A 25,778-nucleotide genomic window follows, 5' to 3' on the forward strand; every position below is an offset into this window, starting at 1 on the left:
GGAGCATTCGTATGCTACCAGTGAAAAAAAATGACCGTCTCGATGTGCATGTCCACGACCTGACCCATGAAGGGGCGGGTGTGGCGCGTGTCGACGGCTATACGCTGTTCGTCCCAAACGCGTTGCCGGGAGAGACGGTCGAAATCGTCGTGACGAAGACGAACAAGCAGTACGGGTTCGCCCGATTGTTGAACGTGAAAGAAGCGAGTGCCGACCGGGTCGAGCCGCCGTGCCCGATCTTTTATCAGTGTGGCGGCTGCCAGCTGCAACACTTCAGTTATGAAGGTCAACTTCGCCAAAAACGGGAACGCGTCGTCGATGCGCTCAAGCGTCTCGGTCAGTTCGACGTACCGGTCCATGACACGATTGGGATGCCGGAACCTTGGCGCTACCGCAACAAGGCACAAGTCCCGTTCAAACAAGAAGGGGACCGTCTCGTCTCGGGCTTCTATCGTCCTCGTTCGCATGACATTGTCGAGATGAGCGAATGTTTGATTCAAGATGAGCGCAATGACAAGGCGATCCAAATCGTCCGTGACGTATTGGATGCTCGCGGTGTGCCGGTGTATGACGAGAAGATAGGACGCGGTGTCATCCGTCACGTCATGGCCCGATACGGGTACCATTCGGGTGAACTGATGATCGTCCTCATCACGAAGACGACGAAGTTAAAAGGCGTGAATGAGATTGTCGCCGACATCGTCGAGCGTCTCCCGAACGTGACGTCGATCATGCAAAACGTCAACCCGGACAAGACGAACGTCATCCTCGGGCCGACGAACAAATTGCTTTACGGCTATGAGACGATTGAGGATAAAATCGCAGGACTCACGTTCACGATTTCTCCGCACTCGTTCTTTCAGGTCAATCCGGTCCAAACGGAGAAGTTATACGGGAAAGCACTCGAGTACGCACGACTGTCAGGTACGGAGCAAGTCGTCGACGCCTATTGCGGTATCGGGACGATCAGTCTCTTCCTCGCGCGTAAAGCGGCACACGTCTACGGCGTCGAAGTCGTCCCGGAAGCGATTGAGGACGCGAAACAAAATGCACTCGTCAATGCGATTGACAACGTGACGTACGCATGTGGTGCGGCGGAAGATGTGCTCCCACAGTGGAAGAAAGATGGCGTGAATCCGGACGTGATCGTCGTCGATCCACCACGTAAAGGATGTGCCGAGTCGTTTCTTGAGACGATGGTCGAGATGGCACCGAAACGGATTGTGTACGTCTCATGTAACGTCGCGACACAAGCGCGTGATATGCGTTACCTCGCCGACCGTGGCTATCGCTTGATGGAAGTGACACCGGTCGACATGTTCCCGCATACGGCGCATGTGGAGACGGTGGCGTGGTTGGAGAAAGTAGAATAAGAGATTCGAGGGGGGCTTAGTCACGTTGCTTATTGCGAAATGACAGGCCCTCTTTTTCAGAAGATACATTTTGATTTGATATACACCCATATAGTTAGTATACTTATAATAAGTAAACTAACTATATGATGTGAGAAGTGTCGCTTTTTTGGGAACGGGTCCAAAGAATGTCGAGAACGAAATGAAGAAGGTGATTATTTGGAAAATTTGTCTTATTTGTTGATTAAGTCCTCACGATTTTTAAAAGGAGCGTTAGACAAACGATTGCAAGAGTATAATCTGACAGCTACGCAATTCTCGGTACTGAATCAAATCACGGCTCACAATGGGAACATCACGTCAGCAGAAGTTGCGCAGCGATTAGAGTCCGACCGACCGACCATCTCTGCAATCATCAATAGGCTCGAAAGGGACGGCTTCGTTGAAAAAGTGCAAAATCCACACGACAAGCGATCTGCGTACCTCAAGCTGAACGAGCAGACTTTGAAACTCGTAGACGAGCTGAGACGTGTTTCTGATGAAGTGAATGAAACGGTATTTGAAGCTTTCACTGAAGAGGAAGTGGCTAACATGAAAGCGTATTTAGTCAAACTGATGAAACACTTTGACGACATGTGATTCGATGCAAAGAGAAATCGTTCTATTCTCATGACCGGAAGAAAATATTTTCACGTGTCCTTCGAGATATACGTTCAGACATATCACAATGATGCAAATTACTTTGTTGTCAGCTCACCAACGATGACAAAATCGATTTCAACACGTTTGAAAGACAGAGGCATACGAAAGAAAAATATCATCAAGGACACGTTCATCGGATACTAAGCGTAAAAAAATATGGATGACAAGGAGTGAGAGATTGATGGGTTCAATTCTCGTGACTGGAGCGACGGGTAATGTAGGGAAACATGTCGTCAACTATTTGAACGGTCGAGATTCAGACGTTGTGGTGGCAGGGCATCGCATAAAAGAACTAGAAAAGAGCTATCCGGGGATGAAAGCGGTCAGATTGGATTTCGAGGATCCGAGTACGTTTGAAGAAGCATTACATGGCGTCGACCGCGTATTCTTGATGCGACCGCCTCAGATTGGGGACGCTGAAGTCTTTCGACCGTTCGTAGAAGCGATGAAGGCACAATCCGTGCGTCTCGTCTCGTTTTTATCGTTGATGGGGGTTGAACGAAATCCATTCCCCCCTCACCATAAAATCGAAAAAATGATTGAGGAGGCATCGATTCCTTACGCGCACATTCGTCCAGGTTTCTTTATGCAAAACTTAACCGGTGTCCATGCCGAAGAGATTAGGAAGGATCGTGAGATATTTATTCCTGCCGGTAAAAGTAAGGTGAGTTTTATCGATGCTGAAGATATCGGCAAAGCGATCGCTCATGTTCTCCTAAATCCTGACGCTCATCAACATGTGGCTTATACGTTGACGGGTCCTGAAGCACTCGATTACGTGGACATCGCCAATCAACTGACCCTATTGACGGGGAAGAAAATCACCTATGCCAAGCCGAATATGCTTCACTACCGCTCACGCTATATCAATGAACGGGAGCTTAGCCGAGAGTACGTAAACGTGACGATGGCGCTTTATTTAATGACGCGCCTTGGCACGGCAAAGGCTGTCACACATACGTTCAAGGAATTGACAGGGGATGAACCACGGACATTTTTTGAGTTCGCCAAAGCTAACCTTCATGAGTTCGAGCTAAAAGACGATGGAGATTCAAGAAATTATCCATTTGACCTGAAGGAGGCGAACGTATGAATCGAGAGGAACAGATTCGTTTTGCGGCGTATCAAGTGATGGAACTCGGAAGGATGGAAGTCGTCCCTGAAGTGTTCGCTACAGAATACGTCGCGCATGCAGGGGAACGGACGTATAAAGGCCTTGCATTCATTCGACGTTTCTCAAAACAGATGAAGACTGCGCTTCCTGACGTCAAGGTGAAGAAGGTCGAGGTGCTCGTTCAGACAGAAGATACCGTCACGTGGCAGCGTACGCTTGTCGGGACACATCAAGAAAACATGATGGGCATCCCTGCGAGCGGGAAACAGATCGAATGGGTGGACATGGTCGTCTCCCGTTTTCAGGATGGATTGATTGTTGAGGAGTGGGTCGTCTCTGAACTAATGGGCGAGTTATTGGTGAAACGACCTAAAACAAAGTGATGGTTTAATGGGAAAGTACTTATGACTCAAACATAAGTGCTTTTTTGCTCGTCGCCAAAGAAACAAAGAGTATGTCTGATATGATGAATGTATGATCGAAAACGTATAGTTGGGGGAATGACATGAATATTCAACAGATGATGGAGTTCGAGATCGGGGAGGCACTCGACAAACAGTTGACCGAGTTGCTCATGAAGTCTTTTGATCCACTTTATCATGAACGAAGCTACTTCAAGCAGTTGCCGCATCTTCGATTGATTGCATGTGATGAGCAACAGCACGTCATCGGGCAAGTCGGTTTAGACTTTCGCGTGATGAATTTGAACGGGGACCCGATTCGAGTGCTCGGGATTATCGACTTATGCGTTCAAGAAGAATGGCAAGGACGCGGGATCGGAGGAGCGCTGATGGAAAGGGTGATTGCTCTCGGTGACGAGCATGAGATCGACTTTCTCCTGTTATTCGCTGACCGACCTCACCTTTATGAGCAGATCGGGTTTCACAAGGTATCGAACACATGCACGTGGCTTCAAATCGATGACCAAAACCAGACGACACGAGGGATTGGGGAGGCACCATTTGACGAATTGATGGTGAAGACGGTAGGAGACAAGCAATGGATGGAAGGGACACTCGACTTGCTCGGATACTTATATTAGGAGGATACCGATGAACTATGTACAAGTGACAGAAACATATGAGGCGTATGCACAAAAGATCGGGGACCGGAAGCGCATGTATGAAACGATTGCGAACATATTTGACGTGAAGCGTGCGCTCTATCCCGGAAGTCACGTCGATATCGCCCCGTCCTTCGTCATCCCGCACGTCATCTATGTCGACAGTTTCAAAGGGGCGATTCGCTTTTTCAAGAAACTCGAAACGGTACAGGAACTGATTGATCAAAGAAAGGAATATGATGAGCCGTGTACCATTGAATTCTTTGGTCAGGACTATACGCAGCCGCTCGACATCGAACCGGTCGATTTGGTCATCTCGCAATATGCGGGATTTGTCGGGCAGGCGACGAAACAGTATTTGAAGCCGGGTGGCATCTTGCTTTGTAACGATAGTCATGGAGACGCGACGTTGGCGCGGTTCGATAAGGCGTTCGAATTGATTGGGGTCATGGGAAGTACGAATGAACTCGTTCAGACGGGGCTCGACGAGTATTTCCATTTACCGAAAGGGAAGGACGTCGATACCACAGAAGTGAAGAAGTCGATGAAAGGTCCTCGATATACGAAACAAGTGGAGAACTATGTGTTTCAGAAAGTATAAAATGGAAATAAGTTAAAATATAATCTTCTTGTGGAAATCTAATCTTTTTATTGCCATACTTTATTAATGGACGATTCGATTTTCAGGAGGATGATGACTTATGAACAGAAAAATTTTAAATGGCATAATGATTTTTAGTCTGACTTCAATTCTAGTTGGATGTGGGGATGAGGCAAGTGATCACGAGGGTCAAATAAAGATTTCTACATCTGCTAGCTATTATGAAGGCGAAAACTATAAAGAAGTGATTGCTGACCTTGAAAAAAGTGGATTCAAAGATATCAAAACAAAAGCAATTGAGGACTTAGTTACTGGTTGGATTACAAAAGATGGAGAAATTGAAGAAGTTTCTATAGGTGGGAAAACTGATTACTCTGAAGGACAATGGGTTTCAGAAGATGAAGAAATTATCATCACATATCACACATTTGAAAATGATGAATCAAGTGAGAGCAATAGCTCTGAAGACGAAAAAGATAGTTCGAAAAATGATGAAGAAGTTGAAGAGGTAACTGAAGAAGAACCAGAAACGCTGACAAGAGATAATAGTAAAGAATTAAATGCCGTATTAAGTGTGGATTTCGAGTCTGACCCATTGCTTCAAGATTTTGCAAAAGAATATGAAGGTAGCGTAATTGAATTCGATGCACATACTGCATATGTAAATAAACATGGAAGTTATGATACTCGCTTCGATTATTTGATACTTGTGGGTGACTACACCGAAGGCGAAACACCAGGCCCCAATTTTCAGCTCCGTAATGTAAACTACTCTGGCTTAAATTTAACGGGCGAAAATATTCCAGACCCTTTTGGAATTGGTCACAATATACGTATCACTGCTGAAGTGGTGGAGTATGAAACGGCATCTGAATTATTTTTAATTGATCCTATTTCTATCCAAATGAGATAAGTGTGATTCGTCCAAAAATGTAAATTTAGGAGGAATTCGATGAAACAATACACGATTCGAAACCGAAGCGTCCCGCTTTCCTTACATGATGCGGTCATCACAGAAGCGGCAGTGACCGGTTCGATGATACGTCTCGTATTTGCGGATGGAATCCGTGATTTGTTCAAGAAAGAACCTGTGTGGACAGGCCGCGCTACCGTGACGATTTCGAACGTGAACCGGGATTCTTCGTCACTTACACGCTTTGGTGAAACGACCTATTTGATGTGTCCAATCGAGCAACTCAGTCAGTTCGTCAAAACGGGACGCTTCGAAATCGTAGATGAGTTGTATGGTTATCGCCAGCTGTTATTCCGTTGCATGTGGTTGACCGATACGACATGTGAGACGGTGGAGCTGAGTCTCTCCCATTCAAGTGAGCTCGTCATCCGATGGGAAGACGAGCCGGTCGAAGAAATGTATGGATCTGAATCATTTTGAAGAAATCGTAAGTCCTATATGTTGGGCGACTGCTCTCGCGACGTCTTGTATTGATCGATAATCCGTTATCATTTCTTCTGCTTAAAACACCCCATAGCAAGTGGAATTTAATTTCCACTGCTATGGGGTGTTTTCATGCTGTCTTTGGATTAGGTGATTCTGTTTCTCGTAACGCATCGACTTGTTTATATTCTTCGGTATCGGTCCACATCTCATCTTTCAACGGATTGAGACGTCGTTTGACGATGCGTGACACCTGCATGACGGCGAGGACGACGTTTAGGGCGAGACTGATAATCGCGAGCGTCCAGTTCGCTGCCGGGTTATAGGAGACGCTGACGTTAAACGTACTACCGACCGCAAAGAAGTAAGGGAACGTCATGACCCACATCATCCAAATTGTGAGTGTCTGGGCTCTGTTTTGCATCCACGTCCCTTTCGCCCAAAGAAGGGCCGGAATCGTTGCGGCGATATTCAACGCGAATCCGGAATAGAACGCGTTACCGGGTGCGCAAGAGTAAACATAGGAGATGTTCCAAATCCCGTATGCGATGATCCACAACTTCGTCTGGTCCGGCCAAATCATGTCCACTTTCTTACCGGACGTCGCAAAGATGCCGAACCATCCACAGATCAGGAGGACGTTCAAAATACCGGCGACGGCGTTGACGTAGTTCCAACCACCGGAGATATAGTACATGCCATCGACGACCCCTTCAAATCCCATGAATCCGACTTGAAATTCCCGAATGACCGCCTCGATGATATTGATAGCGAGAATGGCTGGAACGAGTACTAAATACCAAGGGTGCTTCTTATGGTAGTTCGTGAAGCGGATGACCATATAAATTAGTGCGCCGGTCAATGCGGAATACACTTTCACCCAATGGAACCAAGACGTGATTTCTGATTCGACGACGAACAGCCAAATCGGAGTCAAGGCGATTGGAAGCGCGATGAATAGAAGTTGACTCGCTCGTTTACCGGAACGGACGAACTCATTCAACCCAATCAAAAGCCCAAGTACGACGAACCACATGACGACGTTATGCCAAGGAATCGACTCAAAGAAAAACATAAAACGACACTCCTTTCGAAAATGAGATGATATGAAATAAATGCAATGGATAAACATACCGAACGTTCGTTATGTTTATGTGAAAAGTGTAACAATATGTTGTAAGCGCTGTCAATAGAAGTCGTGGGCTCACACGGAAGTGTCGAAAGTTCGCCACATCATTATGATATAATGAGCGATGAGAATAGAGGAAGGTGTTGGATGATGATGAACGAAGGGAAGTTAAAAATCTTACAAGCTGCGCGTGAAATCATTGTCGAACAGGGCATCAAAGGCACGACGCTTCGAGGAATTGCGGAGCGGGCCGGATTCAGTACTGGCGCGATCTATCATTACTACACGTCAAAAGAGGCAATCCTTTATGATGTGATGGACGAGGGCCTCGGTGAGGTCAAACGAATCGAGACCGTTTCTCAGGATGATCAGAAAGAAGCGGCGGTAATCATCCAAGAAATTTATGAAGGCATGCAGGAGCGCCTTCAAAAAGATGCGGAGAGCCGACTCCAGTTTTATCTCGCTCATGAGGCGATGATTGGAAATGAAGACATCCAACAGAAGTTCAAAGTGAAGTATGAAGATTGGATCACACGGATTGAAGCCATTTTTGTACGGGCTTACGGCGTCAAACAAGGACCGATGACCCGGGCGGTCGCCACGTGGACGATGGCCGGGATCGATGGAATAGTCCTCCAGACCCTACTTCGGACGGGAACAATTGAACCGGAATATACGAATCGTGTGCTTCATTATTTATTGACCGAAGGCTTCCCGCACTTTTTTCAACTCATTCGTTCGAAAGAAACGGATTATGAGTAATGTCAGTTGATACAATCCGACGGACATAATAGAATAGATGAGTGATTTTGTTGGACTGTATGGATGAAAGGAACTGATTTTACGATGAAAGAAAACTTTTGGCGCGACCTTCCGCGTCCGTTCTTTATACTTGCCCCGATGGAAGATGTGACCGATGTCGTCTTCCGTCATGTCGTCGCCCATGCGGGACGCCCGGACGTCTTCTTTACGGAATTCGCGAACTCGGACAGCTATTGCCATCCGGAAGGGAAAGGCAGCCTCCGTGGCCGTTTGACGTTCACCGAGGACGAGCAGCCGATGGTCGCCCACATCTGGGGAGACAATCCGGAATACTTCCGTCAAATGAGTATCGGGATGGCTGAGATGGGCTATAAAGGACTCGATATCAACATGGGTTGCCCGGTACCGAACGTCGCGAAACGCGGAAAAGGGAGCGGCCTCATTCTTCGTCCGGAAGTGGCAGCCGAACTCATTCAAGCAGCGAAAGCCGGTGGACTCCCGGTCAGCGTCAAGACGCGACTCGGCTACTCGAAGCTCGATGAGTGGCGTGACTGGTTGACGCATATCTTGAAACAAGACATCGCCAACTTGTCCATTCACTTACGGACACGCTCGGAGATGAGTAAAGTCGACGCGCACTGGGAAATGATCCCGGACATCGTGAAGCTACGAGACGAGATCGCACCGGATACGCTCATCACGATCAACGGGGACATCCTCGACCGTCAAATGGGACTCGAGCTCGTTGAGAAATACGGGGTCGATGGCGTCATGATCGGTCGCGGGATCTTCAAGAACCCGTTCGCATTCGAGAAAGAGCCACGCGAGCACTCGATGGAAGAACATCTCGATCTGTTGCGTCTGCAACTGGACCTTCAAGATAAATTCCAAGAAGACGTGCCACGTTCGATTTCGAACTTGCACCGTTTCTTCAAGATTTATGTCAAAGGATTCCGTGGGGCGAGCGAACTTCGCCATAACTTGATGGAAACGAAATCGACGGATGAGGTACGGGCGCTACTTGATGCCTTTGTCGAGAAATATCATGAAGAAGAGGCGGCGCTCGCCGAGAAGGTCTCGACAGTCGAATAATTTTTGAGGGGATTCAGTTGTGCTGAACCCCTTTCTTGTGTGCAAAAAAGAAAAAGTAGGAAGGAATAGGGTGGGAAAAATGAAACGTTTAATGCGATCGATTCGTATGAAATAAATGGAAGGAAGAGGAGGGGTGAACATGAACGAATGGCGTGAATCAGCAGTCGGGCTTGGCCTTGTGTTTGGAACGGCTGGCGGGATAATCATCTCTTTGTTAGTCGATTTTCCGTTTATGTATGGCATTGTCATCGGTTCAATCATCGGATATGGGGTTGGGCTTTTCATCTCCATTCGTACGATGAAATCATAAAGCATAAGATAATCAAAGGTCAGGAGGTTTATATATGAGTGAATTCCAATTTATGACGAACGATCGGAGTGACCTCAAGTCTCAAAAAAATTAGAACAACGTTATGCCAGAACGGGTCGATTGAAACAAGAAAATAATGAAGTAGGTCATTCAATGTTTGTGGGAAACAATGAAGTGCAGCACAGGGGGTCAGTACATACTGGGTCCTTGTTTTTCATGTTCCATCAGATGAGACACGATTCCCCGGGTTGTACAAATGATTGGACTAGATATAGAGAATGAATATATTTTGTCATGACTCTTGCCTTATAACCAGAAATAGGATATTTTTGATATATCGGATGGCGATATAACGAATAACGATACAAAGGAGCAGGATACGTGACGCAACAGTCAAGTACAGGCGCATTAACCGAGGCAGTCTATTATATATTACTCTCCCTGCAAGTACCGAGGCACGGGTACGGCATAATGCAATTTGTCCAGGAACTGAGTCATGGGCGAGTTCAGCTTGCACCCGGTACATTATATGGGGCTCTTAGTAGTTTAGTCGAAAGAGGCTGGATTGAGGCACTCGAAGGAACAGGGCGGAAGAAAGAGTATGAGATCACGGAAACTGGTCGAGAGGCACTTCGGTCAGAATTAAGACGGCTAGAAGAACTAGTGCAACACGGACATGAATGGACGAAGGAGTTGGATACATGAAGACGAAAACGGTCTATCGCATATTTGTTGATTATGAGAAGGAAGAGAAGTGGCTCAATGAGATGGCTCAAACCGGATGGGCGCTCGAATCCTTTCGTTTGATGAGATATGTGTTCAAACAAGTTGAACCTGGGACGTTCACCTACCGAATCGAAATGTTGTCCAACTTACCTTCTCACCCCGAGTCGAAGGCGTATATGGAATTCTTAGATGAGGTTGGAGTCGAAGTGGTCGATACGTCGTATCGGTGGATCTTTTTACGAAAACGAACGAGTGACGGACCGTTCCAATTGTATTCGGATTTTGATTCGATGATTCAGCGGGAGAAACGAATCATCCAACTGTATGGCGCAGTGGGACTCGCCAACTTTGTTGCCGTGGTAGCAAACCTCTCAAATCCATTTGCACAGTGGCTTATTCTATTGAACGTAGTCGTCGTCGCGATGTTGGCCTATGCGGTCCAACATCATACTCGGAAAGTCAGGACACTAAAAGGTCTCAAAGCGATTGGAGAGATGAAGTCGTCAGATTGAGCGCATGGGTTAGGAGGAGCAAGATGGATTCACCAGAATGGAAAGACTGTATCATTTGTTTTGGATTGATTGCGGGGACGACACTCGGTGTAATCCTCTCGTTCTTCTTCGGTGTTCAGTTGACGTACGGGATCGCGAGCGGAGCGATGCTAGGATATGTCGGAGGGCTTGCTACATCGATTTGGAAAAAATGACTATTTTGTAAAAAGGGAAATCTGAAGTGTTTACCGAATTTCCGTATAACAAACGACAGAGGAGCGGATCAATATGGAACGGAAGATTACCGTTAAAGGGACAGGGAACGTCTCATCTCGACCGGATTTGATTGTGATTCACATGGACCTCGTCTCGAAAGCGCCACGATACGAAGATACGATGACCGAAGCGGCAAGTGCGGTGTCCCATCTTCAAAAAGCCATCACGCGCGCGGGTTTTGACAAGACGGAACTCAAAACGAGTGACTTTTCTATCGATACGGAATATGAGAGCTATCGCGATCGAGATGAGAATTATCGGTCGCGGTTTGTCGGATATGTCTGTAAGCAGAAGACGAAGCTCGAATTTGCGCTCGATACGTCCAAACTATCGGACGTCATCGAACAAATCAGTCAATCTCGGGCAAATCCAACACTCTCGATTCGCTTCACGATGAAAGACCCAAATGCGATTGAAGATCAGTTATTGGTGAACGCTGCGGAAAATGCGAAGAAACGAGCGGAACTCCTTGCGAAAGGAGCAGGCGCCGAACTCGGGGACTTGCTTCAAATTGACTATACGTGGGGGGAGATTCATCTGTTCTCGCCTACGAACGTCCTTTATAGCCAGGACATCGTCTATTCGGAATCACGGATGCCTGAACTTGAGCCAGATGACATTGATGTCAGTGATTCGGCGACATTCGTCTGGAGTTTGAAATGAGGCGACTGATTTTCTTGATTCTTCTTTCCGTATTCATTGCGATTCCCGTATCCGCTCTCTCTTGGGCATATACGTTTGTCGTGTTCGACCGAAACGCATATGAAGTGCTCGACACAACAATCGATGAGGGTTCGCTCGGTGACGTGATCGGTGAAGTGGGAACAACGGTCAACGACGAGACGGGACGATACTACGGGAATGCCTCGAACGGATATCCGATCGGGACAGCGTATCGTGAAGTCGACGGGGAGTCCGTGGAGGACGTCATCGCGGTCGAAGACGGCTCAGAATGGAAACGAGCGGAGTATCGATTCGAAGCACCGTACCATTCACGTGACTTTATCAAATTCTTCGGTTACAGCCTACTTGGAATGGGCATCATCATGATAAGTGCGACGCTCTTCAAGCGAAGTTCACTGTACAAAAAAGAAGAATGAACGAACGTGGAAATGGGAAGGATGATAAAGAGAAGTTCGGTAAAGGGGGATTCACCATGAACATTTTGATTATTTTTGACTCACTATATGGTCATACAGAGAAGATTGCCCATGCGATGCAGGAAGAACTGTCAAAGGGGCATGAAGCACGTATGGAACACGTATTGAATATCGGATTGGGAGATCTCGCGCACATTGATTTCGTTGTGATCGGTTCACCGACGCATGGAGGGTATGAAACCGAGGACATTAAAGTGTTTTTAGACGGAATCTCAGACAATGCCCTACGAGGGAAGCAGACGGCTGCGTTTGATACGAGTGTCGTCAAAGAAAAACAAAATCCGATTCTCGGTAAAATCATCGACTGGTTCGGTCATGCGGTAAACCGCGTCGAAGGGGAAATGATTGAAAAAGGCGCAACGAACGTTCAAAAAGAATCGTTCTTGGTTGATGGGGAGACGGAGATGTTGAAAGAAGGCGAACTCGAACGCGCGAAAGCGTGGGCGCGAGAGTTGGTGAATTAATTAGTGATACGCATTCCATTATCGGGATGCGTTTTTTTGATGGAATCGGACAAAAGATTTTGGAAAGCGGGTAAATATTAAGTATCTAAACCTACCGAAAAGGAGTTGGTTGTGATGAGAAAAATGGAACGTGATGTATTCGTCGGTTGGATTGTCGTCTTGTTAGTCATTTTGGTGCATTTCCTCATCACCATCTCTCTCGGGAATTCGTACTTTGCCGAGAGTTCGTTGAATCGAATGATGTGGCTCTCGAGTTTTCCAGCATTTTTGATTACCTTCGTTGCAGCTTTTTTTCAAAAAACGAACACGATGATGTTAGCGGTTCGTCGGGGATTGCTATGGACCATTGAGTTGATTGTCGCTTTTACCGTTCTCGCTTGGGTGTTCCGTTCATTTGAAGGATTGTATGCGTATGCCGGTCTGTATTGGTTGTTCGGTGCCGTCCTGATTGCTCCTATTTTCTATCTGATGGCATTCCGCCGCCAACATACGAAACGGATCCGGACACCTTGACAGTAGCGCTTCCTTCTGAAGGAAGCGTTTTTAGATTGCCGTAGGATGGGAATGGGTGTAGAGAGTATAGATTGGAGGAGAGTGTGATGAGCCAATATTTTTCATCATCTTATGAAGAATCACGAGAGAAATTTATAAATTTACTGTCTGAGGTGAAACGATTTTATCCGAAGGCAGAGCTGTTGACGCATTCGATTGGGGACGAAAGTATCGACGTCATTTTAGGGGAGCCGAAACGGGATTGTAAAACAATGCTCCTCATGACGATTGGAGAACATGGGATTGAAGGATATGCGGGTGCTGCGGTGACTCACCAATTCGTTCGGACGCAACTCTCACATGTACGACATGAGACGACCGGCATTTGTCTCATCCATGCCGTCAATCCGTGGGGAATGAAACACTTTCGGCGGGTCAATGAGCACAATGTCGATTTGAACCGAAATTACGTCATTGATCGTGAGTCGGTCCCATATAACGTGAACCGTGAATATGAGCTGATGCGCCATCTCTTCGTACCAGACGGATTGATTGACGACTATCATGAAGCAAGGGAACAGATCTATTCATTCCTCGGCTCTGGAATCAAACTCGACGGATTCAAAGCGATGAGTGGGGCGAAAGGAATGGGGCAGTACCAATTCCCGAAAGGTGTCTATTATGGAGGAGATAAAGACGAGTCGTCAGCTACCTTCTTGAAAGGAGTTCAACATGATTTGCTTGAACGCTACGGGAAAGTGGTGCATATGGACTGGCATACGGCACTCGGACCAACGAATGAGGTCACGATGGTCATCAGTAGGCGAGACGGACGAACTGAAGAAGAATTGAAACAGGCGTACGGTATCGACAACGTCAACGTGTATGATCCGGATAAGGTACTCGGAGACTCGACCAATCATTTTTACTATGTACGCGACACGGAATATCCGGACAAGGGACTCGTCTCCGCATTGTTTGAATTCGGGACGTTCGGGACTTCAACGAAAGCCTCCATTCGTGAATTTCTCACGATTATCTTAGAGAATCGGCTGTACTTTGAAGGGACGAAAGACCCTGAAGCACGTAACGGGATTCAAAATGAGTTCATGGCAATGTTTTATCCGGATGATCCGATCTGGCGGGAAGCCGTGTTGCGGGAAGGTGCGACAGCTATCGAAGGCTGTTTAAAAGGAGAGTCACTTTGGCGTGACGCATAGTAGGGTTTTTTGGAGTCGGAAACGGGAACAAGAAGGTTGTGAGTGTTTACGCTTAACATTGAAATAGTGGAGGGTTGATGATGGGATACATTACAGCACACGATGGCACGAATTTATATGTCGAAGACGTCGGTTCTGGGGAACCGATTGTTTTCTTACACGGTTGGCCAGCGAACAACAACATGTTCGAGTATCAGAAAAATGCACTCGTGGAGGCAGGATATCGCTATATCGGGATTGACTTCAGAGGATACGGGAAGTCCGATGCCCCGGCAACGGGATATGATTATGAAACGATGGCGTCGGACGTGCACATGGTTGTTTACGGACTTGGCCTGAAAGATTTCACGCTCGTCGGGTTCTCGATGGGCGGGGCGATTGCGGTCCGATATGCGGCAGATTATAAAGAGGACGGTCTCAAAAAGTTAGTATTAGCTGGAGCCGCGGCGCCAATTTTCACACAACGTTCAGACTATCCATATGGAATGACGACCGATGAAGTCGATGCCTTGATTGAGGATACTCGAGCGGACCGACCGAAGATGCTTGAAGGATTCGGGGAAATCTTCTTCGAGAAAGAACATTCGAAACCGATGCAAAACTGGTTCCACTACCTTGCGCTCGTCGCATCGAGCCATGGTACGATCGCCTCGGCACAGGCGTTACGTGACGAAGATCTACGCGATGCCCTGCCGAAGATTGATGTCGAAACGTTGATTATCCATGGGGTACATGACAAAATCTGTCCGTTCGCGTTCGCTGAACAGATGGAACAAGGCATTCCGAACGCACAAATCGAACGTTTCGAAGAGAGCGGACATGGTACCGTGCTCGACGAACGAGAGAAATTTAACGATATGCTACTACAGTTTGTTCAATAATTTTTGGCCTCCTAATGGGGGCCTTTTGTATGTTTCGATGGATAAGAAGCAACTAAAAAGGGTATAAATCAATTGGAGTTCCTTTCCAATTTTCTCGAATCATCTGAACATTGCTGTGACAAGAATCACGATGTTTTTTTGTGTCGTTATGGAGAAAGGGGGATAAAAATACGACGGGATTGTTCGATTAGTTCAACCTGTCCTACCATTCATGGTACAATAACGGGGTGGATTAACAGATTGAGGAGAGATTTAAATGAACATCGCTTTCTTTTTATATCCGAAAGAAGACGTCAAATATTTGGACCCCGAATCAACGGTACGACAAGCGCTTGAAAAGATGAAACATCATCGATTCACGTCTGTCCCACTCGTTTCAGAGAACGGTTTTTATGCCGGGACGATGACAGAGGGGGATTTACTTTGGGCACTTGCAGAACAACTTCGCGGGGAAGAAGACTATGAAAAAGTGCTCCGGACACGTCTAAAAGATATCAAACAACGCGTTCGTTATAAGCCGGTCTCGATTACGGCGCAAATTGAAGAACTCGTCGATGCGATCACGGACCAAAACTTCGTGCCTGTCGTCGATGACGGAAAATATTTCATCGGCATCATCCGACGCCGTGACATCATCGAGTATTACTCGACAAAGTTGAAGCAACTCGAGAATGAAGTCCGATAATAAACAAGCCAGAACCGACTCGCGGTTCTGGCTTGTTTTACGTTTCTTCCCGCTTTGTTTTTAAGAACGGGAGTGGGGCGATGATTGAAATGTAGTAAATAAACGTGATGACGAGCAAGAGAATGATCGCTGGTAAATATGGTGCGATGAGTGGGATGACGAGCAGGACCGCAAGAAACGCGAGTCGCTTCCAAGATAGATTGAAAAATAGCCGATTGAAGTAAATGACACCGTATCCAAACAGGACGATCGCGACATACAGCGTGATACGATGTGCCAAATCGAGTGTCTGCATCGGATCGTGTATGATCGCAATCTTCACGACAGCGAGTAAAATGATGCCGAGAAACATCGAGAGGTGTGACCAATAGAATCCGGCCTTAGCTGTCTGATCTCGTTTATCCGTGTGCATGTTATAGAATCGATTTTCACGTTTTTCATCGTCTTTCACATAGGAGTACCAGAGTAGAACGGTTAGGGTGAGTGCTAGAATCATCGTCAAGACGACATCGGACGTTAAATCCTCATCAATCGCGGCTCGACCGGTAGAAGCAATTGTTTCACCAAGGGCAATGACCAAGATGAGATAATGACGCTCAAGGAAGTGCCAGGATGACACTTCGAATTGACCTCTGTTTTTTTGTACGAGGGGTCCCAATACCGCCACAATCGCGACAATTCCCCATACAATCAGGCGCACATTGCCCTCGAACAGCGAAGCGACAAGGATGATGATGCTAAACGAGATATTATATGGAACGATGGCGAGCATGGCCTTTTTCGTATCGTCATTACTGTGAAGCAAGAACAATGTTGAATGTACTGCGACGATCACTAAAAAACCAAGTCCAAAAATAAATCCATCTTGATTGTATGCATTTGGGATCGCAACGGAAATCAACATGAAGCCAATCATTCCGAGCGTCATGAAGATTTGATGATTTCTTCTTGTCAATTTGGTCGTATTCGTCAACCAAATATACCCTTCAAAGATATACCAAATGAGAGCCATGAGAACGAGAACCTCTAAAAACGTATGAATAGTGAGATGACGTTCAAGTTTTAAGGTGAGTTGTATGAACGTAAAAACAAAAACTAAATCAAAAAACAGTTCAATTTTTTCTACCTTTTCATGATGAGGGGGCATAGGAGAACTCCTTTTTCATAGATTCATTGTTATTTACCCGTCTGCTTCTTGAAAACACCCTTCGTTTTTAAAATGAAGGTGGAAATCAATCCAATAATGAGAATTCACATGTTGATTAGAATGGTAGGGACTAAAAGTGTCCATGAAAAAACAAAGGGACTTAAAAACAATCCGGTTGAAGTAACGCTAGATCATTGGTTGTAGGTAGCAAGTTTCATCATGTGCACTTGAACAGCAATCACGGTCATCCACTACAGGTAACCGTTTTTTGTATGGAGAAGTCGGGTAAATGGACAGAGACAAGGAGGGAGTTAGGATGGACTTAGTGACCTTTATGTTTACAGATGACGGTTCCATTCCGAATCATCCGGATTATCCGGCGCTCTTGTATCGCGGTGTCTTTGATGACCCGAGCGGCATGCGAGAGACGTTCGCCCATAACGAATGGACGAACAGTTGGGTAAACGGGGTGTTCGACTATCATCACTATCACAGCAACTCGCATGAAGTGCTAGGCGTGGTACAAGGTGAAGCGACCCTTCAACTCGGAGGAACGAACGGGGACCTCGTCCGCGTCAGTACGGGTGATGTCCTCATCTTGCCAGCAGGGACGGGACACCGCCGAATCGAGGCGAGCACAGACTTCCAAGTCGTCGGGGCATATCCGGACGGTTGCGACTATGACACGCTGACCGGGAAGACGGAAGAACGACCGGACAGCTTGAAGCGAATCGAACGAGTTGGGAAACCGACATTTGACCCTGTCTTCGGGACGACGGGTCCGTTACATGAAGCGTGGACAAAGGAGGAAATATCATGAATCAACGACTTCCACACTCTTTATTACTTGCAGCATTAAAGCAAAACGTCGTCGAATTGAAAGACGGACGGGAGATGCGTACACTTGGACAAGGCACGTGGCGTATGGGGGAAGAGGCATCGAAGCACGACGCTGAGGTCGAAGCGCTTCGAACGGGGCTCGACTGTGGGCTCCATGTCATCGACACGGCAGAGATGTACGGAGAAGGTGAATCCGAGCAGTTAGTCGGTGAAGCCATTCAAGACCGACGCGAGGACGTTTTCCTCGTCTCGAAGGTGTATCCGTACAATGCGTATGGCGACAAACTCGTCAAAGCATGCGACGCGTCACTCAAACGACTCGGGACGGATTATCTCGATCTTTACTTACTTCACTGGCGAGGCGACGCCCCGCTTGAGGAAACGATTGCCGGGATGGAGCAGCTCAAGGCAGAGGGCAAGATTCGGGCGTGGGGTGTCTCGAACTTTGACGTCGAGGATATGAAAGAGCTTCTCGCATTACCGAACGGTGACCATTGTGCGGTCAACCAAGTACTCTATCATCTCGGTAGCAGAGGGATTGAATATGACCTGCTTCCTTACATGAAGGAACAAGGCATCCCGGTCATGGCGTACGCCCCGCTCGCTGAAGGAAGTGACGTGAAAAAAGACGTCTTCGAAAATGAGACGGTCAATCGAATCGCGGAGGCGTATAGTGCCTCGGTCGCGCAAATTTTACTTGCCTGGACGATTCGGAGCGGACATGTGATTGCGATCCCGAAAGCGGGACAGGCCGAGCACGTCGAGGAGAATGCCGCAGCGCTCTTGCTCGATTTGAGTGAGGAAGATTTCGCGGCGTTCGATGAAGCTTTCCCACCACCGACGACAAAACAACCGCTAGATGTCATTTGACGATGTGAACTGGACCGATCAATGGTCCAGTTTTTCTTTTGTCGAAATCGATTGTCACGCACATGTTGCGGGTAAATAAAGGAAGGACTTGCTTGTGTAGAGGAGACTGATACGACAAGGGAGCTGAATTCAGAATGGAACAGACGTTTACCGCGGAAGAGTTCAAAGAGAAGATGTACTCGAATTTGAAAGTGCGGCCGAGTGATTCGGTTATTTTGATGTGCTCGATTTTTATCGCGTCTATCGGATTAAACATGAACTCGATCCCCATCATTATCGGGGCGATGTTGATTTCACCTCTCATGACGCCAATTTTAAGTATCGGTCTTGCCCTCTCACTTTATGATATGAAACTGCTACGGGCAGGGATACGTCTGCTTCTCGTTCAAGTCGCGGTCAGTCTGACGGTCGCTACAATCTATTTCGCGATTTCTCCCATCACGTATGCGAGTAATGAAATCATCGCACGGACCGAACCGACGATTTGGGATGTCATCATCGCATTTGCCGGAGGGACTGCAGGGATTATCGGGGCGCAAAAGAAAATGAGCAACAATATCGTCCCGGGTGTCGCCATTGCGACAGCGCTTATGCCCCCGCTTTGTACGGTCGGGTATTCGATTGCGACACGTAACCTTGATTATTTGATTGGTTCGAGCTATCTCTTTATCATCAACTGTTCGTTTATCGCGATCGCCACGTTCATCGGGGTCAAGTTCATGGGCATTTCACAGGAATTGACCAAGCAGGATGTGAACCATAAAAAGGTTAATCGTCTTTTGATCGGACTGTCTGTTCTAATCGTCCTGCCGAGTATTGCTTCCGCGACCACACTCGTACAAGACAGCATCATCCGGACCGGGATCAACAATTTCATCGAAGAAGAGTTTTCAGACGCCATTATCATTAGTCAGGACTACCAGGAAGATGATGATTTGCTTCTCGTGACGACGACCGGAAAACGGTTGACCGAAGAGGAGCTTGCCGAAATCGAATCGCGCCTGCCGGACTACGGGCTTCGCACTATTGAACTCTCGGTGACACAAGTGCCAGATTTGAACGGGTTGTCCGGAGAGAAGGTGGCCGAGCTGCTTCAAAAATATTTAGAAAGCCGCCTGCAACAGTTCAACTTGTTCGACAGCCGTCAAATCGATTTGGAGGACTTGCCGTTCGAACTGCAGAACGAAGTCAACCCAAACTAAAAGACCATCGATTGTTTTCGATGGTCTTACTCGTTAGTTCGCGAGAGGATGTTTCAAGAGATAGTCTTCGATTTGATCGATTGTTTCTTTTAACACACCGTCTGCGAATGGAGACTTGAGACCAGCCAGTTCGACGAGTTCGAGGAACGAACGGCTGCCGCCTGCCTGACAAAGTGTGAGGTAATCGCTCCAAGCCGCTTCGCGGTCTTCATGCATGCGTACCCAGAACTGGAACGCACACACTTGCGCGAGCGTGTAGTCGATATAATAGAACGGGCTCTGGAAGATGTGACCTTGTTGGTGCCACCATGCGCCCGACTCGAGATAGTCGTTCGTCTCATAATCGCGGTGCGGGAGATAGACCTTCTCTAAATCGCGCCATGCTTGACGACGCTCGGCTGCTGTCATCTCCGGGTTGCGATAGACGACGTGTTGGAACTCATCGACGAGCACGCCGTATGGAAGGAACGTCATGCTGCCGGCCAAGTGGTTAAACTTGTACTTGTCGACTTGGTCGCCGAAGAAGAGCTCCATCCATGGCCAACAGAAGAACTCCATCGACATCGAGTGGATCTCACACGCCTCGTACGTCGGAAAGGCGTATTCTGGAGTCGTCAAATGACGGCTCTCATACACTTGGAAGGCGTGACCGACTTCATGCGTGAGGACGTCGATATCCCCGGCAGTTCCATTAAAGTTTGAGAAGATGAACGGAAGTCCTTCAGACGGTAAGTACGTGCAATAGCCACCGCCAGATTTACCTGGTTTCGCCGTCAAATCGAGGGCGCCGCGTTCCTGCATGTATTGGAAGAACTCGTCTGTCTCATTTGAGAGCTCACGGTACATCTTGTTCCCACCTTCGATGATGAACGACTCGTCCCCTTGCGGTGTCGCGTTACCGTCCGGGAAGACGAACGACTCATCGTAGTAATAGAGGTGGTCGACACCGATTCGTTTCGCCTGTTTTTCTTTCAAAGCGGAAGCGAGCGGTACGATGACGTCACGAACTTGCTTGCGGAAGTTGTCGACCATCGACTCATCATATCCGACACGTTGCATACGCGCATAGCCGAGCTCAACGAACGACGGGAAGCCAAGCGCGTGAGCGATTTCTGTACGCACACGTACGAGTTCGTCGTAAATGCGATCGAGCTCGTCGCCGTTGTCTGAGAGATATGTATAGCGATCGACGGATGCTGCTTTTCGGACATCGCGGTCTGGTGACTGAAGATACGGACCGAACTGTGACAGGTTGAGCGTCTTGCCGTCAAATTCGATCTGTGCCGCTGACATGACTTTTTGATAGGTCGTCGCGAGACGGTTCTCTTCTTGCAGTTTCGGGATGAGCGACTCCTCGAACGTCTCGAGCGCACGCTCGGCGAGAGAAAATAATTGACTGCCCCATTCGGCTTCGAGTTCAGTGCGAAGCTCGTGGTTCGTCAAGACACGGTAGTACACTTGGATTTCTTTCTCGTAGACGGGAAGTGCATCGTCAAAGAAAGATTGTTCTTCCTCATAAAAAGTATCGCGTGTATCGACCGAGTGTCGGATTGCGACGAGTTGACTTTGTGTTTCAAAGTCATTACGTTCCTTGTCGATTTGGCGAATGAGTTCGTTCGCTTCTTCGAGTGTACTCGCTTGCTGTAATTCGGCAGAATAGTCCGACAATCTGCTGTTCAGAGCGTCCAAGTCGGGTCGTTCATATGACAATTTTGTGAAAGTCGTCATTGTAAGCGCCTCCATCGTGTGAAATTTTTACAAAGTGTAAAAAGGGCTTGCAAAAGCGATTGCACACTCGTATTCTTACGATGTGTAAAACGATTTCGCACTACCTTATTACCACTATACCGTTTATAAGGTAGGGATTGAAGTTTTAGCTTTTCGGGTATAAAAGGTAAGACTTCGATTCAATAGAACATGTTGGAGGGATTAAGCTATGGGATTCTTTAAAAAACTATTTGGTGGTAAAGAAGAACAACTCAACGCGGTTTCACCGCTTACAGGAAAGGTCATCGACATCACGAACGTACCGGACCAAGTATTCTCGCAAAAAATGATGGGTGACGGAATAGCAATCGAGCCGACAGAAGGTAAAGTCGTCTCACCGGTTAGCGGAACAATCGCAACAGTATTTCCGACGAAACACGCAATCGGTATCAATGCGGACAACGGTGCGGAGTACTTGATTCACATCGGTCTTGATACGGTAAACCTTAAAGGCGAAGGCTTCGAGACGCACGTCACAGAAGGACAAGCTGTCAAAGCAGGTGACCCGCTCGTCACGTTCGACCTCGACTTCATCAAAGCGAACGCTCCATCAACAATTACTCCGGTCATCATCACGAACCATGACAGCTTCGGCGTGAACAAACTTGTCGCAGAAGGCGATACAGTGACAGCTGGATCTTCAGAAGTCGTAGAATTGACGAAGAAATAAGAAAACGATTGATCACTCGGGAGCTCATGCTTCCGAGTATTTTTTTGTGAATACGGGAATTATAATAAAAGAGAGGAAAGGGGGAAATGAGATGGATGGAAAAAATGCACCGTACCGAGGATATGGGGACCGGATTCGAATATTGCGAGAGCGGGCCGGGTTGTCGATTGAAACGCTTGCGGAACGAATCGGCGTGGCACCTTACTTTATTCGTCGCACTGAACTGAGTGAAGTGTATCCGACCATGCCTTACATAGAGGCGCTCGCAGAAACTTTACAGATTGATTCGAATTATTTGGCTCGTCACATTTGGACGGGCGAGTCGCTCAAAGTGTTAATGCGGGGAAAAGTGCCGGAACTTGAACAGATGAAGCTCGCCTATGAAGAGGCGATGCACGGCAAGTCCGTCGAAGAGATGCAACGGCAGCTCGAGGAGCGGATGCGCATCTTTGACTTGATGCATGAAGAAGAGTTGCAGCGCCTCTTCGAAGAAGACGAAGAGCCGACGTCTCATCATGCGCTTGAGGCACTAGTTGATGCGGTACTCGACCTTGGACGTTCTCATGATTCGATGCGCCACATCGTCCCATTCGCCAGATATGTAGAGCGACTCGTTCCCGAACAATTCTCGGACAACTCGTTCCAATACGCAGAGTACGGTGTCGTGGACAAATCCTATAAATTGCAATGATCGTAGGACATCTACAATTTTTGTGGCAACTAAAAAAGTGACCAGGACATTCCTGGTCACTTTTATGCATCAACGCATCGGACGCGCTTCGTAGCGTACTTTCGGACGTGTGCCGGCTAGTAAGAAACCGAGCACGATATTCAAGATTGTGAGCACCCATCCGACGTAACCGAATGTGTAGGCAAGACTCGCCAGCATCGTCTGCCAGTCGAGCAATGCTGCTGCGTCCCCGCGGAATGTGAAGCGGATGACGGTGAAGCCAATGAGTGTCGTTGCAGTAATCATGATGCCGATCCATGCGCCACCGAAGCGGGACGTCTGTGAACGTCTGCTGACCGGATACCAAAACGCGAGCGTACCGATGAACGTACTGCCTGCATACGCAAGCAGAATTTGCCATAACGCATCCGCGTCTAAGAAAACGGTGTAACAGATGAACGTCGTGAGCGTCGTCATAAACGTAAAGATTAAGGCTGCGAGTAATCGTGATCGCATAGTTCGTTTTCCTCCTCATTTTGCACATTCTTTAGAGTAAACGAAAACGAATTTGCTGTAAACGTTATTGACGGTTTTGTAATATTTGTCTCCATTGTTTAATGGCGTTCGTACCGTAGAACAAGACACCGCCACGATAGAATTTCGAGCCGATCCACAATGTGACGCCGATTGTTCCAACCAGTAATCCGATGGAAAGCGCCACTTCCCAAACCGCCACATCGACGAGCATGACCCGAAGGAACATGAGCATCGGTGTGAAGAATGGGACGAACGAGAGGATTGTCACGATCGTCGCATCCGGATTGTTCAACCCAAACATTGCGACGAGGAATGCTGCGACGAGGAGCATGATGACCGGCATGACCATCTGTTGTGACTCTTCGACTCGACTGACGAGTGAACCGAGGACGGCGAAAAGCGATGCGTATAACAAGTACCCGAGCAAGAAGAAGACGAGTAAATAGATGACGGCCCGTGCGTTCCCGGCGTTTTCGATGACGGTTGATGCCAGCTCACTGCCACTCGCACTCACATAACCGAATCCGAGGAAGATCCCGATTTGGATGAGGGCGAGCGTCCCGATGGCCGTCACTTTCGCAAGCATATGCGTGACCGGATGGGTCGTCGAGATGATGAGCTCCATGACACGTGACGACTTCTCTGTCGTCACCTCTGTCGCAATCATCGACCCATACGTGATGATGGAAATATAAAGGAGCATCAACATGACGTAGACGAGTGCAGAGGACGAGAGGAGCTCATCCGAGTTTTCTCCACCGCGTCCGAGGTACGACTCGTCGAGTTGGATCGGTTCGCTGAGAGAAGCGATGACCGCCGGATCGACATCGGATGACTCAATTAGCTCCGCATTTCGCAACTGTTGCAACGACGTTTGCAAGAGGGCGGTGAATTCCTGCTCCGGACGTTCAGAGATGACGCGGGCATCGTATCCGTCAACAAAGGCGACGACACCGTATTCTCCGTCATTAATACCGGCACGAGCCTCTTCCTCGGTGATGTCACTCGTGGCAACATCTTCATAACCGAGGGACTGCATCGTATCGACGAGTTCCGTGTTCTCCGAAACGACGAGAGCGCTCGCCTGCTCGGAGTCCTCAAACGTAGACATGATGCGGTCGATGTTCGTGAACGCGAAAATGAACAGGATCGTCAAAGCCGTCGAGATGAGGAATGCCTTCGAACGGACTCTAGATTTGAGTGTGAACGCATAGAGCGGTCCAAAATTATGAAACATGCTGTCCGACCTCCTTAATAAAGATGTCATTGAGCGATACGGGCTGACGCATGAATGTCTTCACATTCGCCTGATGGCGGACGAGTGTCGACAGGACGGCGTCGCTGTCTTCGAATGAATGCAGACGAACTAAGTGACCGGACTTGTATGGTTCGATCGCTTCGACGACAGGAAGCGATTCAAGTACTTGAATCTGGTCTGTTTCGATGAAAAGGGCCGGCTCAGCGTAGCGTGACTTGATGGTCGGAACGTCGCCGCTCACGACGGCACGTCCGCCTTTTAAGATGCCGACATGTTGACACAGTTCTTCGACATGCTCCATTCGATGGCTAGAGAAGACGATGGTCGTCCCGGCGTCACGCAATGCGAGCACCTCACGTTTCAGTATCTCGACGTTGACCGGGTCAAGTCCGCTGAACGGTTCGTCTAAGATGACGAGTTCAGGGTTATGGAGCAGGGCGGCCACGAGCTGAATCTTCTGCTGATTTCCTTTTGAGAGTTGTTCGACGCGCATAGTCTCATACTGAGGAATCTCGAGGCGTTCAAGCCACGACTTGACCGCACGTTTAGCCTCACTTCCACGCATGCCTTTTAAGCTAGCGAGAAAGACGAGCTGTTCGCGCACTTGTGACTTCGGATATAATCCTCGTTCTTCGGGCAAATAGCCGACGATGCGGTGGTCGACCGCTTTGCCGTTCCACGTGATATTTCCATCGGTCGGCTTCAAGATGTCGAGAATCATGCGGAACGTCGTCGTCTTGCCGGCACCGTTCGCACCAAGCAATCCAAACATTTCACCTTGTGGGACACGAAAGGTGAGATCGTCGACTGCTGTATAGTCACCGAACTCTTTCGTGACTCGTTCGATATGTAATGCCATGTTCATCTACCTCCTTAAGATGTCTCTTCTCTTATCGTACGC

32 protein-coding genes are annotated in these 25,778 nt (G+C 47.9%); 26 read left to right on the plus strand and 6 right to left on the minus strand.

The window, feature by feature from the left end:
• Positions 1 to 11 precede the first annotated feature (11 nt).
• The 8 genes from rlmD (at position 12) to KNO96_RS08500 (ending at position 6,225) form a co-directional block, all read left to right on the plus strand.
• On the plus strand, positions 12 to 1,373 hold the full coding sequence (rlmD, locus tag KNO96_RS08465; protein WP_214703350.1) for a 23S rRNA (uracil(1939)-C(5))-methyltransferase RlmD: 1,362 nt from the start codon (positions 12 to 14) through the stop codon (positions 1,371 to 1,373).
• Between the two features lie 198 nt (positions 1,374 to 1,571).
• Positions 1,572 to 1,991, plus strand: coding sequence for a MarR family winged helix-turn-helix transcriptional regulator (locus KNO96_RS08470; RefSeq protein ID WP_214703351.1), 420 nt, complete (start codon positions 1,572 to 1,574; stop codon positions 1,989 to 1,991).
• Positions 1,992 to 2,235: 244 nt separating this feature from the next.
• Entirely contained in the window at positions 2,236 to 3,147 is a 912-nt protein-coding gene (locus tag KNO96_RS08475) for an SDR family oxidoreductase (protein ID WP_251125100.1), read from the plus strand.
• Complete coding sequence (locus KNO96_RS08480; protein WP_214703353.1) at positions 3,144 to 3,551, plus strand: ester cyclase; 408 nt, start codon at positions 3,144 to 3,146, stop codon at positions 3,549 to 3,551. Before KNO96_RS08475 ends, KNO96_RS08480 begins: the two co-directional genes overlap by 4 nt.
• A 122-nt stretch (positions 3,552 to 3,673) precedes the next feature.
• Positions 3,674 to 4,210 carry a GNAT family N-acetyltransferase gene (locus KNO96_RS08485; RefSeq protein WP_214703354.1) on the plus strand — a complete coding sequence of 179 codons (537 nt, stop codon included), beginning with the start codon at positions 3,674 to 3,676 and terminating at the stop codon, positions 4,208 to 4,210.
• A gap of 10 nt (positions 4,211 to 4,220) precedes the next feature.
• A complete protein-coding gene (locus tag KNO96_RS08490) occupies positions 4,221 to 4,832 on the plus strand; it encodes a hypothetical protein (RefSeq protein WP_214703355.1) in 612 nt (203 codons plus the stop codon).
• 100 nt (positions 4,833 to 4,932) lie between these two features.
• Entirely contained in the window at positions 4,933 to 5,745 is an 813-nt protein-coding gene (locus tag KNO96_RS08495) for a DUF4839 domain-containing protein (protein WP_214703356.1), read from the plus strand.
• Between the two features lie 39 nt (positions 5,746 to 5,784).
• A complete protein-coding gene (locus tag KNO96_RS08500) occupies positions 5,785 to 6,225 on the plus strand; it encodes a hypothetical protein (protein WP_214703357.1) in 441 nt (146 codons plus the stop codon).
• Between the two features lie 133 nt (positions 6,226 to 6,358).
• On the opposite strand, the gene KNO96_RS08505 is transcribed toward KNO96_RS08500, so the two are convergent.
• Positions 6,359 to 7,303, minus strand: coding sequence for a DUF5692 family protein (locus KNO96_RS08505; protein WP_026825344.1), 945 nt, complete (start codon positions 7,301 to 7,303; stop codon positions 6,359 to 6,361).
• 201 nt (positions 7,304 to 7,504) lie between these two features.
• On the opposite strand from KNO96_RS08505, the gene KNO96_RS08510 reads away from it, so the two are divergent.
• From KNO96_RS08510 to KNO96_RS08570, 13 genes are all read left to right on the plus strand, one after another.
• Positions 7,505 to 8,119, plus strand: a complete 615-nt coding sequence (locus tag KNO96_RS08510) for a TetR/AcrR family transcriptional regulator (protein ID WP_214703358.1) — start codon at positions 7,505 to 7,507, stop codon at positions 8,117 to 8,119.
• Positions 8,120 to 8,203: 84 nt separating this feature from the next.
• Positions 8,204 to 9,211: a tRNA dihydrouridine synthase gene (locus tag KNO96_RS08515; RefSeq protein WP_483297748.1), complete on the plus strand. Its 1,008-nt coding sequence runs from the start codon at positions 8,204 to 8,206 to the stop codon at positions 9,209 to 9,211.
• 139 nt (positions 9,212 to 9,350) lie between these two features.
• Complete coding sequence (locus KNO96_RS08520; protein ID WP_214699646.1) at positions 9,351 to 9,521, plus strand: hypothetical protein; 171 nt, start codon at positions 9,351 to 9,353, stop codon at positions 9,519 to 9,521.
• Between the two features lie 381 nt (positions 9,522 to 9,902).
• Positions 9,903 to 10,226, plus strand: coding sequence for a PadR family transcriptional regulator (locus tag KNO96_RS08525; RefSeq protein WP_026825347.1), 324 nt, complete (start codon positions 9,903 to 9,905; stop codon positions 10,224 to 10,226).
• Entirely contained in the window at positions 10,223 to 10,759 is a 537-nt protein-coding gene (locus tag KNO96_RS08530) for a DUF2812 domain-containing protein (RefSeq protein WP_214703360.1), read from the plus strand. Before KNO96_RS08525 ends, KNO96_RS08530 begins: the two co-directional genes overlap by 4 nt.
• Before the next feature lie 23 nt (positions 10,760 to 10,782).
• Positions 10,783 to 10,953, plus strand: coding sequence for a hypothetical protein (locus KNO96_RS08535; RefSeq protein ID WP_214703361.1), 171 nt, complete (start codon positions 10,783 to 10,785; stop codon positions 10,951 to 10,953).
• 73 nt (positions 10,954 to 11,026) lie between these two features.
• Positions 11,027 to 11,677: an SIMPL domain-containing protein gene (locus KNO96_RS08540; RefSeq protein WP_214703362.1), complete on the plus strand. Its 651-nt coding sequence runs from the start codon at positions 11,027 to 11,029 to the stop codon at positions 11,675 to 11,677.
• Positions 11,674 to 12,114, plus strand: a complete 441-nt coding sequence (locus tag KNO96_RS08545; protein ID WP_214703363.1) for a hypothetical protein — start codon at positions 11,674 to 11,676, stop codon at positions 12,112 to 12,114. Before KNO96_RS08540 ends, KNO96_RS08545 begins: the two co-directional genes overlap by 4 nt.
• Positions 12,115 to 12,170: 56 nt before the next feature.
• Positions 12,171 to 12,638 carry a flavodoxin family protein gene (locus tag KNO96_RS08550; RefSeq protein ID WP_214703364.1) on the plus strand — a complete coding sequence of 156 codons (468 nt, stop codon included), beginning with the start codon at positions 12,171 to 12,173 and terminating at the stop codon, positions 12,636 to 12,638.
• Between the two features lie 114 nt (positions 12,639 to 12,752).
• Positions 12,753 to 13,151, plus strand: a complete 399-nt coding sequence (locus KNO96_RS08555; RefSeq protein WP_214703365.1) for a hypothetical protein — start codon at positions 12,753 to 12,755, stop codon at positions 13,149 to 13,151.
• An 86-nt stretch (positions 13,152 to 13,237) separates the two neighbouring features.
• Entirely contained in the window at positions 13,238 to 14,350 is a 1,113-nt protein-coding gene (locus KNO96_RS08560; protein WP_214703366.1) for a DUF2817 domain-containing protein, read from the plus strand.
• A 77-nt stretch (positions 14,351 to 14,427) separates the two neighbouring features.
• Complete coding sequence (locus tag KNO96_RS08565; protein WP_214703367.1) at positions 14,428 to 15,231, plus strand: alpha/beta fold hydrolase; 804 nt, start codon at positions 14,428 to 14,430, stop codon at positions 15,229 to 15,231.
• A 256-nt stretch (positions 15,232 to 15,487) separates the two neighbouring features.
• Positions 15,488 to 15,916: a CBS domain-containing protein gene (locus tag KNO96_RS08570; RefSeq protein ID WP_012727014.1), complete on the plus strand. Its 429-nt coding sequence runs from the start codon at positions 15,488 to 15,490 to the stop codon at positions 15,914 to 15,916.
• A 37-nt stretch (positions 15,917 to 15,953) separates the two neighbouring features.
• Here KNO96_RS08570 and KNO96_RS08575 read toward each other — a convergent pair whose 3' ends face one another.
• Complete coding sequence (locus tag KNO96_RS08575; protein WP_214703368.1) at positions 15,954 to 17,063, minus strand: low temperature requirement protein A; 1,110 nt, start codon at positions 17,061 to 17,063, stop codon at positions 15,954 to 15,956.
• A 316-nt stretch (positions 17,064 to 17,379) separates the two neighbouring features.
• Between KNO96_RS08575 and KNO96_RS08580 the strand changes: the two genes are divergently transcribed.
• The 3 genes from KNO96_RS08580 (at position 17,380) to KNO96_RS08590 (ending at position 19,975) form a co-directional block, all read left to right on the plus strand.
• Positions 17,380 to 17,883 carry a cupin domain-containing protein gene (locus KNO96_RS08580; RefSeq protein ID WP_214703369.1) on the plus strand — a complete coding sequence of 168 codons (504 nt, stop codon included), beginning with the start codon at positions 17,380 to 17,382 and terminating at the stop codon, positions 17,881 to 17,883.
• Positions 17,880 to 18,773, plus strand: a complete 894-nt coding sequence (locus KNO96_RS08585; protein WP_285800441.1) for an aldo/keto reductase — start codon at positions 17,880 to 17,882, stop codon at positions 18,771 to 18,773. The genes KNO96_RS08580 and KNO96_RS08585 overlap by 4 nt, the downstream gene beginning before the upstream one ends.
• 134 nt (positions 18,774 to 18,907) lie before the next feature.
• Complete coding sequence (locus KNO96_RS08590; protein WP_034770903.1) at positions 18,908 to 19,975, plus strand: DUF389 domain-containing protein; 1,068 nt, start codon at positions 18,908 to 18,910, stop codon at positions 19,973 to 19,975.
• Between the two features lie 33 nt (positions 19,976 to 20,008).
• On the opposite strand, the gene KNO96_RS08595 is transcribed toward KNO96_RS08590, so the two are convergent.
• Positions 20,009 to 21,703, minus strand: coding sequence for a M3 family oligoendopeptidase (locus tag KNO96_RS08595; RefSeq protein WP_214703370.1), 1,695 nt, complete (start codon positions 21,701 to 21,703; stop codon positions 20,009 to 20,011).
• Positions 21,704 to 21,911: 208 nt separating this feature from the next.
• Here KNO96_RS08595 and KNO96_RS08600 point away from each other — a divergent pair, with 208 nt between their 5' ends.
• Both KNO96_RS08600 and KNO96_RS08605 read left to right on the plus strand, forming a co-directional pair.
• On the plus strand, positions 21,912 to 22,412 hold the full coding sequence (locus KNO96_RS08600; protein WP_214703371.1) for a PTS sugar transporter subunit IIA: 501 nt from the start codon (positions 21,912 to 21,914) through the stop codon (positions 22,410 to 22,412).
• 91 nt (positions 22,413 to 22,503) lie between these two features.
• Positions 22,504 to 23,103, plus strand: a complete 600-nt coding sequence (locus tag KNO96_RS08605) for a helix-turn-helix domain-containing protein (protein ID WP_026825359.1) — start codon at positions 22,504 to 22,506, stop codon at positions 23,101 to 23,103.
• A 69-nt stretch (positions 23,104 to 23,172) separates the two neighbouring features.
• On the opposite strand, the gene KNO96_RS08610 is transcribed toward KNO96_RS08605, so the two are convergent.
• The 3 genes from KNO96_RS08610 to KNO96_RS08620 all read right to left on the minus strand — a co-directional run bounded on the left by KNO96_RS08610 (position 23,173) and on the right by KNO96_RS08620 (position 25,736).
• Positions 23,173 to 23,598, minus strand: coding sequence for a hypothetical protein (locus tag KNO96_RS08610; RefSeq protein ID WP_026825360.1), 426 nt, complete (start codon positions 23,596 to 23,598; stop codon positions 23,173 to 23,175).
• Between the two features lie 64 nt (positions 23,599 to 23,662).
• Positions 23,663 to 24,856 carry an ABC transporter permease gene (locus tag KNO96_RS08615; protein WP_214699615.1) on the minus strand — a complete coding sequence of 398 codons (1,194 nt, stop codon included), beginning with the start codon at positions 24,854 to 24,856 and terminating at the stop codon, positions 23,663 to 23,665.
• Complete coding sequence (locus tag KNO96_RS08620) at positions 24,846 to 25,736, minus strand: ABC transporter ATP-binding protein (RefSeq protein WP_026825362.1); 891 nt, start codon at positions 25,734 to 25,736, stop codon at positions 24,846 to 24,848. Before KNO96_RS08620 ends, KNO96_RS08615 begins: the two co-directional genes overlap by 11 nt.
• Between the last annotated feature and the right edge of the window lie 42 nt (positions 25,737 to 25,778).

This window comes from Exiguobacterium sp. s89 (assembly GCF_018617735.1).
In the GTDB taxonomy this organism is placed as follows: domain Bacteria; phylum Bacillota; class Bacilli; order Exiguobacteriales; family Exiguobacteriaceae; genus Exiguobacterium; species Exiguobacterium marinum.

Excerpts from the sequence above, each read along its gene's own strand:
- KNO96_RS08530 (WP_214703360.1), top strand. The coding sequence starts at position 10,223 with ATGAAGACGAAAACGGTCTATCGCATATTTGTTGATTATGAGAAGGAA.
- KNO96_RS08590 (WP_034770903.1), top strand. The coding sequence starts at position 18,908 with ATGGAACAGACGTTTACCGCGGAAGAGTTCAAAGAGAAGATGTACTCG.
- KNO96_RS08615 (WP_214699615.1), bottom strand. The coding sequence starts at position 24,856 with ATGTTTCATAATTTTGGACCGCTCTATGCGTTCACACTCAAATCTAGA.
- KNO96_RS08605 (WP_026825359.1), top strand. The coding sequence starts at position 22,504 with ATGGATGGAAAAAATGCACCGTACCGAGGATATGGGGACCGGATTCGA.
- KNO96_RS08580 (WP_214703369.1), top strand. The coding sequence starts at position 17,380 with ATGGACTTAGTGACCTTTATGTTTACAGATGACGGTTCCATTCCGAAT.
- KNO96_RS08480 (WP_214703353.1), top strand. The coding sequence starts at position 3,144 with ATGAATCGAGAGGAACAGATTCGTTTTGCGGCGTATCAAGTGATGGAA.
- KNO96_RS08595 (WP_214703370.1), bottom strand. The coding sequence starts at position 21,703 with ATGACGACTTTCACAAAATTGTCATATGAACGACCCGACTTGGACGCT.
- KNO96_RS08485 (WP_214703354.1), top strand. The coding sequence starts at position 3,674 with ATGAATATTCAACAGATGATGGAGTTCGAGATCGGGGAGGCACTCGAC.
- KNO96_RS08575 (WP_214703368.1), bottom strand. The coding sequence starts at position 17,063 with ATGCCCCCTCATCATGAAAAGGTAGAAAAAATTGAACTGTTTTTTGAT.
- KNO96_RS08555 (WP_214703365.1), top strand. The coding sequence starts at position 12,753 with ATGAGAAAAATGGAACGTGATGTATTCGTCGGTTGGATTGTCGTCTTG.
- KNO96_RS08475 (WP_251125100.1), top strand. The coding sequence starts at position 2,236 with ATGGGTTCAATTCTCGTGACTGGAGCGACGGGTAATGTAGGGAAACAT.
- KNO96_RS08620 (WP_026825362.1), bottom strand. The coding sequence starts at position 25,736 with ATGGCATTACATATCGAACGAGTCACGAAAGAGTTCGGTGACTATACA.
- KNO96_RS08550 (WP_214703364.1), top strand. The coding sequence starts at position 12,171 with ATGAACATTTTGATTATTTTTGACTCACTATATGGTCATACAGAGAAG.
- rlmD (WP_214703350.1), top strand. The coding sequence starts at position 12 with ATGCTACCAGTGAAAAAAAATGACCGTCTCGATGTGCATGTCCACGAC.
- KNO96_RS08515 (WP_483297748.1), top strand. The coding sequence starts at position 8,204 with ATGAAAGAAAACTTTTGGCGCGACCTTCCGCGTCCGTTCTTTATACTT.
- KNO96_RS08490 (WP_214703355.1), top strand. The coding sequence starts at position 4,221 with ATGAACTATGTACAAGTGACAGAAACATATGAGGCGTATGCACAAAAG.
- KNO96_RS08520 (WP_214699646.1), top strand. The coding sequence starts at position 9,351 with ATGAACGAATGGCGTGAATCAGCAGTCGGGCTTGGCCTTGTGTTTGGA.
- KNO96_RS08540 (WP_214703362.1), top strand. The coding sequence starts at position 11,027 with ATGGAACGGAAGATTACCGTTAAAGGGACAGGGAACGTCTCATCTCGA.
- KNO96_RS08610 (WP_026825360.1), bottom strand. The coding sequence starts at position 23,598 with ATGCGATCACGATTACTCGCAGCCTTAATCTTTACGTTTATGACGACG.
- KNO96_RS08495 (WP_214703356.1), top strand. The coding sequence starts at position 4,933 with ATGAACAGAAAAATTTTAAATGGCATAATGATTTTTAGTCTGACTTCA.
- KNO96_RS08545 (WP_214703363.1), top strand. The coding sequence starts at position 11,674 with ATGAGGCGACTGATTTTCTTGATTCTTCTTTCCGTATTCATTGCGATT.
- KNO96_RS08560 (WP_214703366.1), top strand. The coding sequence starts at position 13,238 with ATGAGCCAATATTTTTCATCATCTTATGAAGAATCACGAGAGAAATTT.
- KNO96_RS08570 (WP_012727014.1), top strand. The coding sequence starts at position 15,488 with ATGAACATCGCTTTCTTTTTATATCCGAAAGAAGACGTCAAATATTTG.
- KNO96_RS08505 (WP_026825344.1), bottom strand. The coding sequence starts at position 7,303 with ATGTTTTTCTTTGAGTCGATTCCTTGGCATAACGTCGTCATGTGGTTC.
- KNO96_RS08535 (WP_214703361.1), top strand. The coding sequence starts at position 10,783 with ATGGATTCACCAGAATGGAAAGACTGTATCATTTGTTTTGGATTGATT.
- KNO96_RS08565 (WP_214703367.1), top strand. The coding sequence starts at position 14,428 with ATGATGGGATACATTACAGCACACGATGGCACGAATTTATATGTCGAA.
- KNO96_RS08585 (WP_285800441.1), top strand. The coding sequence starts at position 17,880 with ATGAATCAACGACTTCCACACTCTTTATTACTTGCAGCATTAAAGCAA.
- KNO96_RS08510 (WP_214703358.1), top strand. The coding sequence starts at position 7,505 with ATGATGATGAACGAAGGGAAGTTAAAAATCTTACAAGCTGCGCGTGAA.
- KNO96_RS08600 (WP_214703371.1), top strand. The coding sequence starts at position 21,912 with ATGGGATTCTTTAAAAAACTATTTGGTGGTAAAGAAGAACAACTCAAC.
- KNO96_RS08500 (WP_214703357.1), top strand. The coding sequence starts at position 5,785 with ATGAAACAATACACGATTCGAAACCGAAGCGTCCCGCTTTCCTTACAT.